The organism is Pseudoalteromonas sp. SR45-5, from assembly GCF_014163565.1.
Taxonomy (GTDB): Bacteria; Pseudomonadota; Gammaproteobacteria; order Enterobacterales; family Alteromonadaceae; genus Pseudoalteromonas; species Pseudoalteromonas distincta.
Genome location: NZ_JACJDN010000002.1, coordinates 1 through 19,535 on the forward strand (window position 1 = coordinate 1; position 19,535 = coordinate 19,535).

At 38.6% G+C, this 19,535-nt stretch carries 14 protein-coding genes; all 14 read left to right on the forward strand.

Translation table 11 applies throughout. The features are described 5' to 3' along the window. Positions 1–108 precede the first annotated feature (108 nt). The 14 genes from tssJ to H5072_RS00240 all read left to right on the forward strand — a co-directional run bounded on the left by tssJ (position 109) and on the right by H5072_RS00240 (position 19,526). Positions 109–333 carry a type VI secretion system lipoprotein TssJ gene (tssJ, locus tag H5072_RS00175; RefSeq protein WP_259395866.1) on the forward strand — a complete coding sequence of 75 codons (225 nt, stop codon included), beginning with the start codon at positions 109–111 and terminating at the stop codon, positions 331–333. Then, positions 333–1,673, forward strand: a complete 1,341-nt coding sequence (tssK, locus tag H5072_RS00180; RefSeq protein ID WP_182692312.1) for a type VI secretion system baseplate subunit TssK — start codon at positions 333–335, stop codon at positions 1,671–1,673. Before tssJ ends, tssK begins: the two co-directional genes overlap by 1 nt. A gap of 15 nt (positions 1,674–1,688) precedes the next feature. Then, on the forward strand, positions 1,689–2,411 hold the full coding sequence (gene icmH, locus H5072_RS00185) for a type IVB secretion system protein IcmH/DotU (protein ID WP_182692313.1): 723 nt from the start codon (positions 1,689–1,691) through the stop codon (positions 2,409–2,411). Between the two features lie 8 nt (positions 2,412–2,419). Continuing rightward, the gene (gene tssM, locus H5072_RS00190) at positions 2,420–6,091 is read left to right on the forward strand and encodes a type VI secretion system membrane subunit TssM (RefSeq protein WP_182692314.1); all 3,672 of its coding nucleotides are present in this window, start codon (positions 2,420–2,422) and stop codon (positions 6,089–6,091) included. Positions 6,092–6,101: 10 nt separating this feature from the next. Then, the gene (gene tagF / locus H5072_RS00195) at positions 6,102–7,094 is read left to right on the forward strand and encodes a type VI secretion system-associated protein TagF (RefSeq protein ID WP_182692315.1); all 993 of its coding nucleotides are present in this window, start codon (positions 6,102–6,104) and stop codon (positions 7,092–7,094) included. Beyond that, positions 7,091–8,674: a TssA family type VI secretion system protein gene (locus H5072_RS00200; RefSeq protein WP_182692316.1), complete on the forward strand. Its 1,584-nt coding sequence runs from the start codon at positions 7,091–7,093 to the stop codon at positions 8,672–8,674. Before tagF ends, H5072_RS00200 begins: the two co-directional genes overlap by 4 nt. 76 nt (positions 8,675–8,750) lie before the next feature. Then, complete coding sequence (gene tssB, locus H5072_RS00205) at positions 8,751–9,272, forward strand: type VI secretion system contractile sheath small subunit (RefSeq protein WP_182692317.1); 522 nt, start codon at positions 8,751–8,753, stop codon at positions 9,270–9,272. Between the two features lie 10 nt (positions 9,273–9,282). Then, positions 9,283–10,809: a type VI secretion system contractile sheath large subunit gene (gene tssC / locus H5072_RS00210; protein WP_182692318.1), complete on the forward strand. Its 1,527-nt coding sequence runs from the start codon at positions 9,283–9,285 to the stop codon at positions 10,807–10,809. A 246-nt stretch (positions 10,810–11,055) separates the two neighbouring features. Continuing rightward, complete coding sequence (locus tag H5072_RS00215; protein ID WP_007584479.1) at positions 11,056–11,541, forward strand: Hcp family type VI secretion system effector; 486 nt, start codon at positions 11,056–11,058, stop codon at positions 11,539–11,541. A 56-nt stretch (positions 11,542–11,597) separates the two neighbouring features. Then, positions 11,598–12,005, forward strand: coding sequence for a type VI secretion system baseplate subunit TssE (gene tssE / locus H5072_RS00220; protein ID WP_182692319.1), 408 nt, complete (start codon positions 11,598–11,600; stop codon positions 12,003–12,005). A gap of 21 nt (positions 12,006–12,026) precedes the next feature. Beyond that, positions 12,027–13,745 carry a type VI secretion system baseplate subunit TssF gene (gene tssF / locus H5072_RS00225; protein WP_182692320.1) on the forward strand — a complete coding sequence of 573 codons (1,719 nt, stop codon included), beginning with the start codon at positions 12,027–12,029 and terminating at the stop codon, positions 13,743–13,745. Then, positions 13,742–14,725, forward strand: coding sequence for a type VI secretion system baseplate subunit TssG (gene tssG, locus H5072_RS00230; RefSeq protein WP_182692321.1), 984 nt, complete (start codon positions 13,742–13,744; stop codon positions 14,723–14,725). The genes tssF and tssG overlap by 4 nt, the downstream gene beginning before the upstream one ends. 18 nt (positions 14,726–14,743) lie before the next feature. After that, positions 14,744–17,479, forward strand: a complete 2,736-nt coding sequence (gene tssH / locus H5072_RS00235; protein ID WP_182692322.1) for a type VI secretion system ATPase TssH — start codon at positions 14,744–14,746, stop codon at positions 17,477–17,479. A 25-nt stretch (positions 17,480–17,504) separates the two neighbouring features. Further along, positions 17,505–19,526, forward strand: a complete 2,022-nt coding sequence (locus H5072_RS00240; RefSeq protein ID WP_182692336.1) for a type VI secretion system Vgr family protein — start codon at positions 17,505–17,507, stop codon at positions 19,524–19,526. Positions 19,527–19,535 lie beyond the last annotated feature (9 nt).

The following is a 19,535-nucleotide window of genomic DNA, read 5'->3' on the forward strand; positions in this document are numbered from 1 at the left end:
TAATTTTACCTGCACTTTTATCTAGCTTTTCTTTTTGTTTTAAATCCTGAGTTATCAATTCTTCGCCCAGCCCATCTTGTGATTGGTGGCGTTCAATAATACGTTTGCTTGCGCGTTCTAGTTTTACACCCTTCTGAGCAATCTAAAATTAAGTTTGAACAAGCTGAAAATGCAAAGTTTGTAGCGATTGTTGCTTTATTTAGAGATCGCAGTGGCGATAATTGGAAAGCGTATTACCCGCTTGCAGATGGCCCTGTTAAGTTGTCTACATCATTAGATGTTTTGGTTACAAACAACGAAGTTCAATTACCTGGCGTGGATAAGGCTGAGTAATGAATTTAAAAGCTCCCGCAAAGCCCGTTTGGGCCGAAGGTGTTTTGCTTGCTCAGCAACACTTTCAACTATTTGACGATTATCACGATCAGAATCAGATTGTACGTCAAGCGCTAATATCACCATTGGCATTTGGTTTACAGCATTTTGCTATTGATGAATCAGCACTTGCTCGCGGTATATTAAAAGTGACTAGTTTTAAGCTACTTTTAGAAAATGGTCGCTTGCTTGATTTTGATCGACAGCATCAAGATGATTTAAAGCTAGAGCTCGATAGTAACCATCAAGATAGTGTTATTTATATTGCTATTGCTGCAAATAAAACAGTTAGCAATATTGAAGGTTATGCGGCGAGCGGGCAATTAAGCGCATATGAAGCAGATTATATTGATTTAGAAGATAATCATGATGCGTCACGTAGCCGTGAGGTATTAGTTGCAAAGCCTAAATTTATATTACTGTCTGACTCAGATGTAAAAACTTATTTTGACACTATTGCCTGTTTAAAAATAAGTCGTGCGGAAGATGGCTCGTTTGTTTTAAATAAACAGTTTGTGCCTCCTTTATTAAATATAAGTGCATCTGCTTATTTAACTGAGCTGTTAAATAGAACGGCTAATTTAGTTAATGCAAAAGTTAATGTGCTGCTTAGCAGACGTAAAAATTATGGCTCAGTTACTGATTTTGGGCCGAATGAAATGAATACATTTTTGTTACTTAATGCAATGGCTCCATCGGCTAAACGTTTAGATCATCTTAAAAACTTGTCTTTGGTCCATCCTGAACGTTTGTATTGTGAGCTTGTTGATTTAATTAGTTCAGTTTCAATGTTTGAGCACAGTGACTTAGTTAACCAAGTACCACCATACCAGCATAAAAATTTAAGCAATGTATTCGGTCAGCTTGATGGCCTATTAACTCGTTTACTTGAAGGGGTTGTACCTAAGAAAATGGTGGGCTTAAAACTTGAAAAAACCTCTAACGCTATTTATCAAGTTGCCACTATTGACTCTGCAACGTTTACTAACAACGACTTTTATTTAGCTGTGTATTTTGAATCTGAAGACACCAAATGGATTGAAACATTTAGTGATCAAGTAAAAGTAGGTGCAAGCGAAAAGCTCGATATCATGATTTCATCTGCTTTAGCGGGTGTGCAACTAACACATTGTCAGCGACCTCCAAATAAGCTGGCCATAAAAAGTGGTTACGAATACTTCAGGCTTGAGTCGCATGGTTTCATTTGGCAGCAAATTATTGAAGAGCAATCATTAAGCTTATTTGTACCATTTGGATTGCAAAGTGCACAAATTGAAATTGTTACCGTAGCACGTAATTAACGTAGAGTTGAAATTATGCAAGAAGCACAAAAAGAACAAGATTTAGTCGCGTGTATTTCGCCTGTAATTAACGCGCTAACACCATTAAAACTAAAGCAATCTACTAATTTAGAGCTTGGAGAGTTTAGAGAAAATTTACTTACTAGTTTTGATGAGTATGAGCGTAATTGTTACTCGCAACAGGTAACAACAAGTTTAATGCAAGAAGTTAAGTTTGCTCTTACGGCTATGTGTGATGAATTTGTTATGAGCTCAGGTGCTCATTTTAGAATGGATTGGATGTCTCGACCGCTACAGCTTGAATTTTTTGGTAACAACCGAGCAGGGGAAGAATTTTTTGAACGTTTAGGTAAGTTGCGTACCGGCGGAGAGCAAAAGCTAGCTGCATTAGAGGTTTACTATATTTGTCTGCAGCTTGGCTTTGAAGGCATTTACAAAGTTAAAGGTATTGAGCAATTAAAAGCGTTAATTGTTGATGTAAGAGCTCAAATTGAAGATATAAAAGGAACACCGAGTTCTCAATTATCTGATAACGGTATACCTGCAGAAGGGTTTGCTATGAAGGTGGGGCGTAATATTCCTTATTGGGTGATATTAGCTATTTGCTTGGGTTCTATTGCCTCATTATTTGCTGGATTTCATTATGTAATTAATAAGCAAGCAACGCAGAGTACTCAGGTAATAGACAACCAAATTGAAGTGCTGACTCAGCTCAATAAAACCAACGAAACACGATAGGTAACACAATGCAGGGAAGAGTTAATAAAAGCGGTTTAGTTCATTTTTTATTGGGCTTAGTATCATCGCGTGCAACGGGTCAACTTATTGGCTTTATAGCCGTTTTGAGTATTGTGTGGTTTGCCGGTCGCATGGTGGGTTTAGATACTACCGATAAAAAATTAATTGCGATGGGTGCTGTAACCGCTGTTTTTGTTTTATTTATTTTTATTCGTTGGTTATGGACTAAGCGCTCAGGCGATAAGTTAGCTTCTGAATTAGCAAGTCATAATGCCGGTTCGAGTGCTGAATTAAGTGAAATTAAAGAAAAGATGCAAGAAGCATTGGGATCTTTAAAAGCATCTCATTTAGGTGCGGGTTATCGTGGTAATACTGCTTTATACGCTTTGCCTTGGTATATGATTATTGGCCCTTCGGCTACAGGGAAAAGTACTTTATTTGCAAATTCTGGCTTACATTTCCCTTACTCTAATTCGAGTGAATTGCATATCCAAGGTTTTGGTGGAACGCGCAATTGTGACTGGTGGTTCTCAGATCAAGCTATTTTAATTGATACTGCAGGGCGTTACACAACTGAGCAGTCAGAAAATAAAGAGTGGTTGTCATTTTTAGCGCTCCTTAAAAAATACAGACCAAAACTGCCTATAAATGGCGTAATGGTGGCCATTAGCGTTGCAGATGTATTAACTTCCGACAGTGAAGAAATCCGTCAACATGTAAAATTAGTACGTGAGCGTATAGAAGAGCTAATTACTCAACTTGGCGTTATTTTTCCTGTATATATTACTTTTACCAAAACTGACTTAATCAGTGGTTTTGAACCTTTTTTTAGTGATTTATCTGAAAAAGAGCGTGAGCAAGTGTTTGGTGCGTACTTACTCGACATTAGTGAAGATCAAAAAAATGATCCTGCAGAAATGTTTGAAGTTCGTATGCAGGAACTATATGAGCGACTGTGCGAACAACGTTTAAGCAAAGTTGCACGAGAGCGCAACGAGCATCGTAAACAGCTAATACTTGATTTTCCTAATCAATTTCAATCAGCTTCAACTAAGTTAACTGAGTTTGTTAACTTGCTGTTTAAGTCTAATCCATATCAAGAAGTTCCTTGGTTTGCTGGTGTTTATTTTACATCGGGTACGCAAGAAGGTACGCCTATTGAACGTATTACTAATGGTGTACGAGATCAATTTGGTGCGGTTGTAGTTGACCAAAAACAAGAAAGTATTACTCAAAGTTATTTTATTAATCGCGTATTTAATGATGTTATTTTTAAACTACAGGATTTAACGCGAGGAAACAGAAAAAAACGGTTAGTAGGACGCTGGTTAAAAGGTTTAACCGTTACTTCGGGCTTGGCATCTATTGCCGCAATTACAGCACTTCTTATTACGTCGTACACAAGTAATCAACTATTACTTAATCAAGGTGAGTCACGTGTAAAAGCTGTTGTTGAAGCTAATGTAAGTAAGGCTAAAGATGAGCAGAAACTTGCTGCTACACTAGCGCTGTTTGAGCACTACGGTCAGCTTAAAACTTACGAAGATTCATTACCGTGGTACTTTATATTTGGTATTTACGAAGGTGATGAAACCTTAGATAGCGTTGCAAATGTGCTATTTAATCAGATGAATCAGCTTATTACTTATCCAGGTGAAGAGTATTTACTTGCGCAAATAAAACAGTACGAAACTCAGTGGTTTGACAATGAAGATGAAGCCAAAGCAACGATTCGTCAGCAGTATTACGATGCACTAAAAATGCATTTAATGATGAGTACGAACCCTGAGCATATTTCAACGGAGTTTGCTAAAGAGCAATTACTTAATTTTATAGCTGAGCATTTTCATATAGACATAAATGCACAAGAGCAAGCACCAATTTATACACAACTAAGTAGCTTAGTTGATATGTACTTACAAAATATGGGTAACGACATAGAGCAGCCAGGTAAAATTGCATTTTGGCAGGCTAACGAAACATCGATAGCGCTAGCGAGAGACAATTTAAATACCCAGCCAGAGGCTTTCCCCTTATATCAACAAGTAATTACAAGTTTTGCTGAGCGCAAAAAGCCATTGTTATTAAACGATTTTATGATTTCTAAAAATCGTGATGTATTTAAAAGTAAGTATAAAATCCCGTATGTTTATACAAACTTAGGGTGGCAGGAATATGTATTCCCAGAGATTAAACGTATTTCACGTTTGGTGTTCTCAGGTGACTGGGTTATGGGTTCTAGCGATGAAAATGGTCAAAATGTTGTTGACGAAGCACAAGCTGAAACCTTGGCAAAGGCTATGCGAGCATATTACTTTAAAGACTACGGCAATACTTGGTTTGCTTTTATAGATAGCATAAAAGTGCCTGCATTTAGAGATCTAAACGATGCAAGTATTGATTTTGCACGCCTTTCATCGATGGATGGCCCTTTTAACGATTTAATGAAACTGATTAACGACAATATTACGCTCGCTGATGCCCCTTTAAAAAGCCAAGCTTCGATAGGTAAGACGGCTGCAGATGTTGCAAATAAATTAGCTCTAAACACGCCAACAATTACCCAAATGAGTACGGTTAGAGCGCCAGAGCTTGAAAGTCGATTTGCAGACTTAAGACGCTTTGCACAGCCTAATGAAGATAAGAATTCTTCTGATTACTTAAGACAATATATCAGTTCATTAAGTAGCATCCATTCAGACATTAAAGCAATGGCAGCGAGTAATGAAGATGATGCTCAAGCAATGATATTTGCGCAGGACTTACTTTCAGGTAATAGCCAAAGTAATGCATTACAGTCTTCGTGGATAATTATTGAGAGCCAAACTCGAGCACTAGACCCTCAAACCAAAGAAACGCTAGATAAGCTATTTAAGGCCCCTCTTCATGGTGGTATCGCTACTATCATGGCAAAAGCACGTACTCAGCTTAACCAAGAGTGGGAAAACCAAGTTTATACTATGTATAACAGCAGTTTAGCTGGTAAATATCCATTTAACTTAACTGGCCCTGATGCTGCGATAGCAGATGTTTCTGAGTTTCTAAATTCTGAATCAGGAATTTTATGGAGCTTTATTAACACCCAGCTCAAACCATTTATGAAAGTACGCCGCGGTGTATGGGAAGAAAAACAATGGAATGGTGTAGGTATTGGTTTTAGCGCGCAATTACTTGATGGTTTAACTAAAGCAAATAAAGTAACTCGTTCGTTGTTTTCTAATGGCGCCGATAGTGCTGGTTTTACTTTTCAGATGATGCCTGTTCCACACCGAGGCATTCGTGAAACATACTTAGGCTTTAGTGAGCAAGGTTATCGCTACCGCAATGAGCCTGAAGAATGGCGTAACTTTTCGTGGCCTGGTCGAGGAGCTGCAGAGAAAGCTGTTCTGTATGGTTTAGATAATAAAGGGCGTCGTATTTCTATTGAGCAAGACGGACCTTGGGCACTACTAAAAGTACTTAACTCAGCCAGTGTTAAGTGGATTAAAGGCACAGAGTTTTTAGCAACATGGGAATTAAAAGATAAATCTGATGAAGTGTTAACAGTCCAGTTTTCTCTTAAATCAGGACGCAACAGCGGTATATTTTCAAAATACATGCTTACATCGTTTGCATTGCCAAGCTCTTTGTTTTCACAAAGCCCTAGCTTGGCTCAATCGCAGTCGCGAACAATGCAATAGGCCGCTAGCAATGTTTAGTTTATTTACAAAAAAGAAAACACCGACGCTGGTTAAGCAACATAGCTTTGGTTTTATGGGTAAAACACCGATAAGACCAGACTTTGTGAAGCTCAATATTTCATCTAGAGAATCGGTTGGATTTGATCATTGGTTGCAAGAGGGCTTTGCCCATTTAAACCGTGGTAGAAAAACGACTGATACAAGCCACTTGAATGGAACTAAGTCGTTGTTCTTTATATCTGGCAATGCGGATGATGGTGGTTTACTTGGCGTTTTGCAGCCAAGCAAAGATAGCAGTGGTCGTTTTTACCCATTTAGCTCTTTTGTACATAGTGGGCTTGATACATATAAGCGACATCCTGCTTTTCTATTTTTATTTGCAAGCCAAGTAATAGAGCACCTTTTAGGTGTAAATGAAAATATTAAACAAGCTGCCAGTATTAATGAAATGGAGCAAAAAGCACAAGATTATAACCGTGTAGCTGATGCACTTAAACAGCAACCAAATCTAACTCTAGAGCTTGATAAACTTAGAACTATTCCGATGAGCGTTTTTTGGCAACATTTAGGCTTGAACGATATTGCAAAAAGAGCAATTTTAATTGAAGAGCTATCGGCTGTGCTTAAATCTATTGCTAATAGAGGGTGTTTAAGAAGTCAGTTTGGTATTCGCCTACCAATGCCTAGTTTTAGTCATGAAAGTGCCTTAGTTGCCGGGTTTTGGTTGCACTTAGTTGCGTCTATGGTGGCAGATCATAATTGGCAGCCTTGGTTTTTTTATCAGTTAGGTGATGATAATCAAGCGCCTAGTTTAACTATTTTTTGTAGACCTATTCCAGCGTCATACTTTAATAGTGTGTGGGAATACGATAAAAAAACGAATGACATTGTTGATCTATGTAATTTAAAAGTAGAAAAACAGCCGTCTTCACAAACACTTAATTTTGCTGATATGGATAACGTGAGTGTTTACGATGCACTTCGTCGTTGGTGTAAATCATGAGTATTAAAGCGCCGCATACACATACCACTTGGATTGAATGGCTTGAAGCATTAAGTGCACCTCTTGCCGGGAATAAGTGTGGAGAAGATTTAAAATATGAAGAAACATTTAAAGCATTAAAAGCATCTTCATCAGGAGTGGGGGAAGTTGACTTTAAAGTGATGTTTATACAAGCATCAGACTTACTCAACACTCAAAGTAAAGATTTACGCATAGTAAGTTATTTAGCACTAGCAGCAACAAGTGAGTTTGGGGTTACAGGTTTAACGCATACGTTATTGTTATTTAATCGTTTGTTGACTACTTTTACGGATGAGGTACACCCACTAAGAGCCAGAATGCGTGCTGCAGTTAATACATGGTTTTTACAACAGCAAGAACGTTTAAAAGGTGTTGCCCAAGGGCATGATACAAACGCTGAACAATGGCCTGAACTTATAGCTGCTTTGACTCAATACAATGAGCAGTGTGTTGCGTTATTAGACAACGAATCTGGCCCTCTATCAACTTTGAATGAGTGGGCTAAAGAGCAAGAAAAGCGAAACCCAGTACCTGTAGCTGAACCAGTGCAAGAAGAAAAAGCGATTAGTACAGAGCAAAAATTAGCTGAAAATACGGGTGTAACAGCTCCAAAATCAGAAGCTAATAGTACTGCACCTGCACCTGCACCTGCATCAGCTGCTAGTCAGCTTAGTATTGGTAATGCTGATATTGCTTCAGATACAGCGTATTTAAGTGCGGTTAGGCAACTACTTAACTTTGATAAAGAACAAAATAATATTGAAAGAGTAATAAAGTTATCGCGAGCTGCGCGTTGGACAAGGTTGGCACTACCCGCTAATGAAAATGGAAAAACGCGTTTACCCGCTCCAAGGGCTGCAGCATTTGCTCCAATTGAAAATGCATTGGCAAGTGAACAGCCTGAACAAGCTTTAAATTTAGCCGAAGGGTTGTTTATGGAAGGGGCTATGCAATTTAATTTAAATCTTCAAGTGCTTAGTTTAAATGCATTAAAAAAATTAAATAAATTGCCGCTTGTTCATTGGCTTGAGCAACAATTAGTTAATTTAAATGAGCAGTTTCCTGCTTTAGTTTCCCTACAGTATGACGATGGAAGTCCGCTGTGTTCATCTGTAAATAAAGAGTTTTTAAAAGAGCTATCTCACTCTGCAAAAACAGAGTCTGTTAGCTCTCAAAGTAGTGCGTTTGATGAGCAGTATAGCGAATTAATACAAGAGGTTGAAAAAGGGCAGTTGTCTTCAGCTCTAATTAAAGTAGATCACATAAATATTTTAAACGACTTTGATAAAGCCCAAGCGCAATTATTAAAGGCAAAACTATTAATAAAAGCTGAGCATTACGAACATGCTTTAGCATTATTGAACGTGTTACTAAAACAAATAAAAGCGCATGATTTAGCGCAATGGCAACAATGTTTTTGCATGGAAGTATGGCGATTTTCCAAGCAGTGTTATGCAAGTTTGTCACAAACGCCAGAAGATGAAATGAGTTTAGCTGCTAAACATATTAGTCAGCAAATGATGGTAACTAACCCTGCACAAGCGTTAGCGTGGGTTTAGTTACAAGGGCTTGACTAATATGTCGAGGTTTAATTGGAATTGAGTCGGTAGATAACCAAACTGCAAAGGAAATAACATGAGTGATACATTTCAAAAAGAGATCCCCAGAGCTCGGATCAATATTTCGTTAGAGCTTGATACAGATGGTGCTTCACAAAAAAGTGAATTGCCATTAAAGATGTTAGTAATTGGTGATTACTCAAATGGTCAAAATAGCCAAGAACTATCTGAGCGTGAGCGCATAACAATTAATAAAAATAACATTGAGCAAGTGCTTAAAGATATGGCGCCTAAAGCTAACTTTCAGGTAGCGAACAAAATTAAAGGTGACGGCGAAATTAATGTAAACCTTGAGTTTGATTCTTTTAAGTCGTTTGACCCAGAATCAGTAGCTTCTCAAGTGCCAGAGCTTAATAAAATGATGGCTATGCGTAATTTACTTCGTGACCTTAAATCTAATTTATTAGATAACTCATCACTTCGTAAAGAATTAGAGCGTGTTTTACAAAATCAGCCAGAGCTAGACGAGTTAAAAGCTAAACTGGATGAAATTGCGCCGCTAGCGTCTGAAGATGAAAAACAACCAATAACTGAATAAGGAGATTATCATGTCCATGCAAGAACAATTAAATGTTGCCGCGCATACCACGGAGCAAGCTCCTTTATCTACTTATGAAAATATATGTGGAATGGTTGATATTTCTCCAGTTGCAGATGAGATCAAACTTGATTCATTTAGAGATGCAAGCAACCTAGCTGAAACTCGTGCAAATGAGCGCTTAACAGCAGCTATAAATGTATTTTTAGATATGGCTAGCAGTAGTGGCCAAGAAGTAACGCGAATTGATAAGTTACTTTTAGATGATTACATCGCAAAAGTAGACATTATTATTTCTCAGCAGTTAGACCAAATTTTACATCACCCAAATTTCCAAAAAATGGAATCAGCATGGCGCTCGTTACGTTACCTAATTAACCGTACGCCTAACAATGCTAACATTAAAATCGAAATGCTTGATGTAGATAAAGAAACTCTAAGAGACGATTTTGAAGAGGCGCCAGATACAACTCAATCTGCATTATATAAACATGTATATACTTCAGATTACGATACCCCAGGTGGCGAGCCAGTTTCAACAATGGTTTCTAATTTTGAGTTTGATTGTTCAGCACCCGATGTATCGTTACTGCAAGAGATATCACGTGTATCTGCGGCAGCGCATTGTCCGTTTATGGGCAGTGTTGGTCCTAAGTTTTTTCTTAAAGATTCATTGGAAGAAGTATCTAAAATCCAAGATTTGGGCTCTTACATGGAGCGCGCTGAGTTTCTTCGTTGGAAAAATTTCCGTGAATCAGAAGACTCTCGCTACATTGGTTTAGCATTCCCGCGCTTTTTACTACGTCTACCTTATGGTGAGACAAATCCTCTTCGTAACTTTAATTACCAAGAAGATGTAAGTGCTGAGCATCATGAACGTTATTTGTGGGGTAATGCAACATTTGCATTTGCTGCAAATATCATCCGTAGTTTCCATGATAATGGTTGGGCAGTAAATATTCGTGGGCCACAGTCAGGTGGTAAAGTTGAAAATCTTCCACTGCATTCATTCGAAGCGGGTAAAGGATCAGAAACTAAAATACCGACTGAGGTTTTGATTTCTGAAACTAAAGAACTTGAGTTTGCTAACCAAGGGTTTATTCCACTTAGTTACTATAAAAATTCAGATTTTGCATGTTTCTTCTCTGCTAATAGTGCGCAGAAGCCACAGGTATTAGAAACAAATGAAGCAACAGCTAATGCAAGAATTAACTCACGCTTACCATATATTTTCTTAGTATCGCGTATTGCGCATTACTTAAAAGTTTTACAGCGTGAAAATATTGGTTCAAGTAAACCTCGCCATGAATTAGAGCAGCAGCTTAATGATTGGCTTGGCGCATTAGTAACTAAAATGAACAACCCTGATGAATCTCTTATAGCTACGCATCCACTAAAAGATGCAAAAGTTACTGTAGCAGAGATTCCAGGTAACCCTGGTTACTACAGAGTAAGTACGTACATTGTTCCTCATTTCCAAGTTGAAGGGATTGATGTTCGTTTAGCGCTAGTAGGGCAAATGCCTGGCGAAAAATGAACTGCTACGCCGCCAATGAAACGGATTTAAGTACTATCAAATACGTCAATTTGGTGAGTAGTTGGCTGGTGTACATAAAGGATTAAGACTTATTAGTCTGAAAAGTTGCCCCAAGTTGGTTGCATCCAACTTGGGACATATTCCCCAGTGGCATGAAGCAGAGGGCTTTTTGGGGGGCATAAATATTACTGTTTATGCCAATGCCAACTAACAGGAAACACTTCATTCTAAAAGGAGAATAATGAAATGGCAATTCCAGCGTACATGTGGTTAAAGGACGACCAAGGTAATGACATCAAAGGTTCTGTAACTGTTGCAGAGCGTGAAGGTTCAATTGAGATCCTACACTTTGATCATGAACTTCGTATTCCTACGGATAACGATACAGGTGAACTTACAGGTACTCGTAAGCATGAACCTTTTGTAATTACAAAAGCTGTTGATGCGGCTACGCCGTACTTGTACAAGGCGTGTTCAAACGGTCAAACACTTAAGCAATTAGAGCTTAAATGGTACCGTATTGATGACACAGGGACTGAGCGTGAATATTTCTGCCACAAGTTGGAAGATGTAAAAATCACTTCGATCTCACCAACAATGCATAACGTTAAAGACTTAGACAAGGAGCGTTACCCGCACCTTGAAACAGTTTGTCTACGTTACAAACGCATTACTTGGACTTACTTAGATGGCAACATCGAGTTCTCTGACTCTTGGACTGAAGGTCGTTAATTAGTCAGTAATTTTGAAGGATATGCGCAAGCATATCCTTTTATTGAGATCTAAATATGGCGTTATTCGATTTTTTAACTCAACCAGTTACACGTAATGGTCATCATGGTTTTCAAACTGATGAGCAAGTCAGTGTTTGCAAACATTTAAATGAGCTTTTAAATGCAAGAAGAGGAGTGCTGAAGCACTTGTCTGACTATGGTCTGCCCGATGTAGAGGATATTTATGAGGGGTTACCATACTCGCAACACACGTTAGCGCTTGAGGTTAAAAAATTGATAGAAAAGTACGAACCTCGCGTACGGTATGCAAATGTAACACCTGTAGAAATTAAAGAAGATAATTGTGTAATAAGGCTAGATATTCAAGCTTTTTTAACGAGCGGGCAAAGTATCAAGTTAAATACTCGGTTTGAATCTGGTGGTAAAGCAGACGTTATACAACATGCAAAAAACACTAACTAATTTTATTTAAAGGATTGATGAATGCAGCAATATTTTGATGCTCAAATGCGCTTGTTAACCCAAGCTGGTAAGCAGTTTGCTCAGTTTTATCCCGAGCATGCAGGAATGCTTAACATTGATGCATTAAAAGATAGAGACCCTCATATTGAGCGCTTATTAGAAGGTGTAGCGTATTTAACTGCCCATACTCAAAAGCGTTTAGATGAGTCAGTACCTGAAGTTTCAGAGCAAGTGCTGCGTCAACTGTGTCCAATACTCCTAAGTTATTATCCTTCTAGTACTGTGGTTCAATTTAAGCCTAAATTGGCTATGCAAAAAACACATTCTATTTCAAAAGGTCTACAGCTTAATCCGCCTAAAGCAAAGGCCGATAATAAAAAAATAATTTTTAGCACAACACACGGTTTAGACGTTGTTCCTTTAGATGTTGAGCATGTTAGATACCAAGAGTCGCACTTAGGTGCAGAGCTACGAATAGGGCTTAAGTTTATATGCCAAGGTGAACGCAGTAATTTTGATTTATCTAAACTAAACTTTTATTTACGTGGTGATACACCATTGTGCAGTGCTTTATTCCAATTATTGAAAACACCTAATAAACAAGCAGAACTTGATTTTGGTGCTAACCATTTTGAGTTCAATAAAAAGTTAAAAGCAAAAGGTTGCAGCGCTACTTATTTAGATATAGATGGCGCTTTACTGCCTAGTGCGGCTAAAAGCCATCCAGGATATGCATTATTACTTGATTATTTTAATGCAAAAGATAGGTTTTATTTTTTAACATTTGATGGTTTAAAAGACGAAGAGTTTCCTGAGCATATTGACCGTTTTGAAATCGTATTTAGGGGTGATAATAAATTACCGCCAGGTCATCAGTTAAGCAAAGAGAACATTTTAATCAATTGCGTGCCAGCAGTTAATTTATTTAGCCAAGCAGCAGAGCCAATTAAAATAGAGCCAAACAGAACTGACTATATGATAAGTGCAGATCAGGCACGTTATGATCATGTTTTTAGTTATACGGTAGATGCAGTTGCAGGTCGAAACTCTATAACGGGACAATCGTATGATTACACTCCCCGTTATCAAAGCGTATTTGAAGATGAAAAAAAGCTATTTACTGTGCTCACAAAAGACGTAGGTGCAGCAGCCCCGACTCATTATTTACAACTTCCTTTTAATTTAGAAGATGAAAAAGAAACTCTATCAGTTGATTTAACCTCTTTTAATGCAGGTTGGCCTCGTCAACTTTTGCAAGAGGGAGACTTGAACGAAGGCGGAAAAGATATGCCGAGCATCGTTGAGGTTAAAAATGTTATACGCCCAACTAATTATTTAGCATGTCCAAGTCAGCCAAAACACTGGCAGCTTATTAGCTTATTAAATGTAAAGTTTTCACAAATTACGCAAGTTACAGAACTAAAAAGATTACTAGTGTTATTTGATTGGTCTAATAAAGCCGAGAATCGATTACGAATTGAAAGCATTTTAAAAATAACAGCAACGCCGATCAGCCAAATTAAACGTGGAATATTTATCAAAGGTGTTGATGTACTTATTGATATTGATGAAAGTAAATTTGTTGGTGATGCTGATTTATTTCATTTTTGTAATGTATTACATGAATTCTTTTTAATGTATGCCCCTATAAATGAAAGCGTACAAACGCGTGTTAATGCAATTCCTAGTTATAAATCGTGGAGTTGGGATATTGAACCGGGTAAGAGTTATCAGCTATGAGTTATGCTGATAAAAATCATGCGCACCCTATTTGGTCTAAGTTACCCGCGCCAATAGAGCTACTTATTGAGCAGCCTTGGCGGTTTAACTTATTTAAAGCGATGAGCTTAATAGAAAAACATTGGGCCGCACCTCAAGAGCTAGAGCAAGGGATTAGTAACAGAGTTGTTTTTAAACCTTTTAAAGAGCTTGGTTTTCCTGCTACTGATGTACGCGAATGTGTATTAGAGAATGATGGCAGAGGAAGGTTAAGCTTATCGACTTCTTTTTTAGGTTTGTATGGTGTAGATGCACCCATGCCACACTATGTATTAGAGCAAGCAGCAAGTGATGAGCAAAGCGGTGACCGCGTTCGTCAGTTTTTAGATATATTTAATCATGTACTTTATTGCCAACTTTTTCAGGCCTGGAAAAAGTCGCAAATTAATATAGCAGGTAGAGGCGCGAGCCAATTTGATGGGTTAGTTGAATCTATTTTACTGGGAAAAACTGATCAAAAAATTCAGTGTGGTATTGCAAGTTTAAAGCAAACTAGCGCTGCTGGCTTAGCGCAGCTTCTTAAACATAGTTTAAATATAGACACGCTAAAAGTTGACGACACACGAGCAAATTGGCAAAAAATAGATACACCAAGTTCAATCGGCGAAGAAAACCAAATGGTTTTAGGCAGCTCTGCAGTACTTGGAACGAAGGTATTAGTTAGCGGAAGTATTTTAACAATAGATATAGGTCCAGTTAATAGTGATACAGCCATGAGTTTAACGCCAAGAAGCGAAGAAGGTATAAAAATGGCTGCACTTCTGACTGCGCATTTACCAAGTAATGTAGAGTGGGTTTGCCAAATAAAAGTAGCTAATGAGGCTGTTGCCGAACAAGCTTTAGGTCAGCAACCGCTAGTACTTGGACATAATTCATATTTAGGGGCCGCAGCTGCAAATACAACAACACATAGCTACAGCCATCAACAGTATAAACACTAAGGAATTAAGGATAAAAAAATGGATGCTAAAGGCATAAAACAACTCATAGATAAATTAAATGGCCACACCGCAACAGCACTTGAATCAGCAGCTGGGTTTGCGAGTAGTCGTAGTCATTTTGAAGTGCTTCCTGAGCATTTACTTATTAAGTTAATGGAAGAAGGAAGTAATGGTGACCTTGAGCACATTTTTCATTTCTTTAATATTAATCAAGACAAAGTATGGCATGAGCTATTAGACTTTTTAAATAGACAACCTGCCGGTAATCAAAGTAAGCCTACATTTTCTCGTCGTTTATACGAATGGCTAGAGCGTGCATGGTTAAGTGCTAATGTTCAGCATAAAAGTGATTTTATAACAGGTGCTGCGCTTATTGATTCATTAACAGAGTTATTACCTTACAGCCCTGTACTTCAATTACCTGCTTTACTAGATAAAATAGATTCACGCTTTTTAGCTGAAAATTTAGATAAAATTTGTCAGCAATCTTCAGAGCGTTTAAACCCAGTAGCTAAATCAAAGTCTGCAAATCAAACAGATTCATCGCACGGTACAGCTGCGCTTGATGAGTACTGTGAAGATTTAACTGAAAAAGCAAAACAGGGTAAAATTGATCCTGTGTTGGGTCGTAATGACGAAATTAGAATGATGGTTGATGTGTTATGCCGTCGAAGAAAAAATAACCCTATTTTAGTGGGTGACCCAGGTGTAGGTAAAACAGCAGTCGTTGAAGGTTTTGCCCAGCGCATAATTGATGGTCAAGTACCAAGTGATTTACAAGGCGTACGCTTATTGGTGCTTGATATGGGGTTATTGCAAGCAGGTGCCGGCGTTAAAGGTGAATTTGAGCGCCGCTTAAAAACGGTGATCGACGAAGTTAAAAATTCAACTACGCCAATAATTATGTTTATTGATGAAGCGCACACTTTAATTGGTGCCGGTGGCGATGCGGGCATGAGTGATGCAGCAAATTTATTAAAGCCAGCATTAGCACGCGGAGAATTAAGAACCGTTGCTGCTACAACATGGAGCGAGTATAAAAAGTATTTTGAACGTGATGCTGCTCTAGAGCGCCGTTTTCAGCTTATTAAAGTGGATGAGCCAACAGAGCAAGCGGCTCAATTAATGCTTGCGGGCTTAAAAGATAAATATCAAGAGCATCATAATATTCAAATTACGGATGACGCTATAGAAGCTGCTGTCGTTTTATCGTCGCGCTATATAACAGGTCGCCAATTACCAGACAAAGCTATTGATGTATTAGACACCGCAGCGGCAAGAGTACGTATGTCGTTTGCTACAGACCCAGCTGCCATTGAGTCTGAGCGTGAGCACATTAATTACTTAGAAACCAGAATCAATAGTCTCAATGTAGAGCTAGGACAAGGTTTAGTCGTTGATAAAGATAAGCTTACCCATTTAGTTGAAGAGCTGGTTATTGCACAAAATAAATTGGCGCAACTTACTCACTCGCGTGAATCTCAAATTTCGACTTTGAGTCAAATTAACGAGATAAAGCAGGCAACTGATCAAGAGCTTGATAGCGAATCATTACTGACACTTCGCCAATCACTAAAAGAGCAAAATACACAAGACAACGGCTTATTTAGTGAAGTAGACGCCGATGCTGTTGCGCAAATTATTTCACAGTGGACCGGTGTGCCAGTAGGGGCAATGGTAAAAGATCAGATTAGTAATTTAATTAATCTTGAAGCCACAATTAGCCAAGAAGTTATAGGGCAGCAGGCAGGACTCGCTAAAATAGCGCAAACACTAAGAGTGAGTAAAGCCGGCGTAAGCAACGATGAAGGCCCGCTAGGCGTATTTTTACTAGCTGGTCCATCGGGCGTGGGTAAAACAGAAACGGCGCGTTGTTTAGCAAAACAGTTATTTGGTGGTGATAAATTTTTAACCACTATTAATATGAGTGAATATCAAGAGTCGCACACCGTATCGCAACTTAAAGGTTCACCACCAGGGTATGTTGGTTATGGTGAAGGTGGTGTTTTAACCGAAGCGGTAAGACAGCGCCCATATTCAGTGATTTTGCTTGATGAAGTTGAAAAAGCACACAAAGATGTAATGAACATGTTTTATCAAGTGTTTGAGCGTGGCACCATGCGTGACGGTGAAGGACGTGAAATAGACTTTAAAAATACTGTAATTATCATGACATCTAATTTAGGATCGGCAGAGTTAATCGATGCATGTACACCGCCTACAGTTATAGACCTAAGTCCTCAAGATGATCAGGAAGAACAAGTACAGCAAAGCGATCAAGAAGCAGCTATTAACGAAGCGCTAAATCCAACGCAAGCACCTATTAATGAAGACGGAACGCCTTGGAAAGTACCATCAATCGCTGCGCTGACAGATTTAATTAAGCCGCAGTTACTTGCTTTTTTTGCACCTGCTTTACTTGCCCGTATGCAAGTTATACCTTACTTAGCGCTTGATTCAGAAGCACTGCAGTCTATCGTTAGCTTGAAACTTGAAGCCATTGCCACACGTTTACACGAAAACCACAAAATGCAGCTACGAGTAGATGCCAGTGTTTTAGAAAAACTGACTACTCAGTGTACGCTTTCAGATAGTGGTGCACGTATGGTAAATGCAGTTATAGAACAGCAAATACTTCCTGGTATCGCTAAATCAATTTTAGAGTTTATGGCAGAAGAAGACATGCCTGATATTTTAACGCTGGCTGTTGACGAACAAGACGAAATTACAGCGACATTTGCAGATAACGCTTAAATAAAAGGATGTAAAAATGGGATTCATGGACATATTTAACGAACTCAAGGCCAATAAAAGTCACTTTAGTGTTGCTATACAGGGCATGCCTGACGGAATGGTCTATGTAACTGACTTTGAGTCTAGGGACGATCGTTTATGTGAAGACTATGAATTTAAAATCCAAGTATTGAGCCCTGAACATTTAACATCTCAGATGTTAATAAGCAAAGATATTTCGTTGTCACTTGTGTGGTCAATGTTAGATCGCACTATTTCAGGGTTAATTAGCGGTTTTACAGCGCATGGTCAAAGTCATCAGGGGTATCACTATACTTTGATCATGAGCTCTCATTTAACATTACTTAAGCATCAGCACTCTAACCGTGTATTTACTGCTATGGATGCAGGTAAAATTATTTCGAGTGTGTTTGAAAAAGCAGGTTTTCCCGCGCAAAAGTTAAATGTACAAGCAAGCTCAACCATGCTCGATATGACCGTGCAATACAACGAAACTGATTACGAATTTGTAACACGCTTAATGCGTAAGCACGGTTTTGTGTACAGCTTTGTAGAGCAAACGGGTGGTGAATGTACATTGTATATTTGCAATGATTCAAATGGTATAGCGCAAGAGTTTGATGAAATAAACCTAAGCTATGTACCGCCATCTGGGCAAGTAAGAACGAGTGAGTCAATTTTTGCTATAAGCAGGCAGGCCCAATTATTTCCGCAAAGTACACACTTGGATGATTACAACTACCAAGCTCCGGGTAATTTGCAAGTTTCAAAAAATAACAGTGCGTCAGTTATTGGTTTTGGTGAAGATAGTCATTACGGTGATAATTACGGGCAATCAAACGAAGGGCAAGACTTAGCAACTATCAGGCAGCAAGCGTTTGATTGTCAACGTGAGCAAATAATAATAGATACAGACTGTAGGGCACTTCGTCCTGGTATGCGTTTAAATATTTATGACCACCCAGAGCATGATGGTCAGTATTTAGTGACGCGTGTAGAGCACAAAGGTAGCCAAAGTGCCTCGGTTGAATACGGCTCTAATGTAAAGGGCTTAACGTATAAAAACCAAGCTTATTTAATTAGTGTTAACCAGCCTTATAAAGCCCCCTTAATGCCAGCGAGACGTGTATTTGCTACGTTTAATGCATTAATTGAGCAAGAAATTGATGACAAAGGTAACTACGTAGTAAAACTACCTTTTAATCAAGATGGAGAAGGTCAAGAAAGCCGTCCTACACGTTTAATGCAACCTTACGGCGGCAGTGGGCACGGTATGCATTTTCCACTAACACAAGGTACAGAGGTACTCGTGTGTGGTGAAAATGGTGATTTAGACAGGCCTATCATTTTAGGTGCCCTTTATAATGAAAATGCGCCAAACCCTGTTACAAGCGAAAACCCAACTGAAAATAAATTAGTAACTAAAGCTGGGCACAGCTTTGTAATGGATGACAAAAAAGGCGAAGAAAAAATAAGCCTTGCCAATAAAAATAATAAAAACCAATTAATACTCGATGCAACAAATGGTGCGCACCAGGCAATGTTAAAGTCTGTTGATGGTGATGTTAAAATTTCAGCGAAAGAAAACCTACAGTTTATTGCCGAGAACGACGCAAATTTTACAGTCGCTAATAATTTTACAACCCGAGTAGAAAACAATCTGCAAATTCAAACCCGCGAGGGAGATATTACAGTTACCTCGGCTGCGGATTTAACTCTAAACTCAGCCTCAAATAGTCGTATTCAAGCGACTGACGGTAACTTAGAGCTCACAGCAACTGATGAGCTTAAAATGCAAGCACGACAAGATATTAGCGTTTACTCGGTAGACGGCAACCTTGAGCTACAAGCACCTCAAGGTGATTTAGAACTAAATAGCGGTAAAAATATTACTATAAAAGCAAATGGGCAAGGCTCAATTCAGTTAAGCCAAGGTGGTGCAAGTATAGAAATTGATGCTGCGGGTAACCTTACAATTGATGCCACTAATATAACGTTAAGTGCCACTAATATAGCAATTAAAGGCAGTGCAATTAGTAACAACTAAGTTAAAGGA